Source organism: Oleiphilus sp. HI0128 (assembly GCF_001635365.1).
In genome coordinates this window covers 1-1,177 of record NZ_LWGG01000909.1, presented here as the reverse complement: position 1 = coordinate 1,177, position 1,177 = coordinate 1, and the positions used below count along the sequence as shown (strand labels likewise).

Genomic DNA, 1,177 nt, shown 5'->3' with positions numbered 1-1,177 from the left:
TCTATCGACTCTGATAACAACCAAACTGGTCAGATGCTTGCTGCATTGACTGGTATGCCTCAAGGTACGTTTGCTTCTGAAGTTGTTGTTGATGGCGACAAAGTAAATGTTACTCGTGAAGTTGATGGTGGTCTGATGACAGTTGGTTTGAACTTGCCAGCAGTTGTAACAACTGACTTGCGTTTGAACGAGCCACGTTATGCTTCTCTTCCAAATATCATGAAAGCGAAGAAAAAGCCGCTTGAAATGACAACTCCAGCTGACCTGGGTGTTGATGTTGCTGCTAGCTTGAAGATTACCAAGGTTGAAGAGCCAGCTACGCGTTCAGCAGGTATTAAAGTTGCCGATGTTGCTGAATTGGTTGACAAACTTAAGACTGAAGCGAAGGTGATCTAACATGAGTATACTAGTAATTGCAGATCATGATAACGGTAGCATCAAGCCAGTTACCCTAAACGTTTTGAGTGCAGCAAAAGCGATCGGTGGTGACATCGACGTGCTAGTTGCAGGCGAAGGTTGTGGTGCGGCGGCTGAAGCAGCTGCTAAAGCTGAAGGTGTTGCTAAAGTATTGGTTGCAGATAATGCAGCCTACGGTCACTCTCTAGCTGAGAACTTATCTCTACTAGTTGCTGATCTTGGTAAAGGTTATTCTCACATCGTTACTTCTGCGGGCACTACGGGTAAGGACTTCCTTCCACGTGTAGCTGCTTTGTTGGATGTGGCGCAAATCTCTGACATCATCAAAGTTGAATCAGCTGATACTTTCGTTCGTCCTATCTATGCAGGTAATGCGATCGCTACTGTTCAGTCTTCTGACGGCATCAAAGTAATCACTGTTCGTGGTACTGCGTTTGATCCTGTTGCTGCTGAAGGTGGTTCTGCTGCTGTTGAAGCTATTGATAACGTTCAGGATGCTGGCATCTCTACCTTCGTTGGTGAAGAAATGGCTAAGTCTGATCGTCCAGAGTTGACTGCTGCTGACATCGTGATTTCTGGTGGCCGTGGTATGCAAAATGGCGACAACTTCAAGATTCTTGAGTCTGTTGCTGACAAGCTAGGCGCTGCTGTAGGTGCATCACGTGCCGCTGTTGATGCTGGCTTCGTACCTAACGATATGCAGGTTGGTCAAACAGGTAAGATTGTTGCACCTAACCTTTACATCGCTGTTGGTATCTCG

1 protein-coding gene and 1 pseudogene are annotated in these 1,177 nt (G+C 46.2%); both read left to right on the top strand.

Translation table 11 applies throughout. The features are described from left to right. Positions 1-396 (top strand): annotated as a pseudogene (locus A3763_RS14815) (electron transfer flavoprotein subunit beta/FixA family protein); the annotation flags it as partial. A 1-nt stretch (position 397) separates the two neighbouring features. After that, a partial coding sequence (locus tag A3763_RS14810; protein WP_068760181.1) for an electron transfer flavoprotein subunit alpha/FixB family protein occupies positions 398-1,177 on the top strand: 780 nt, incomplete at its 3' end.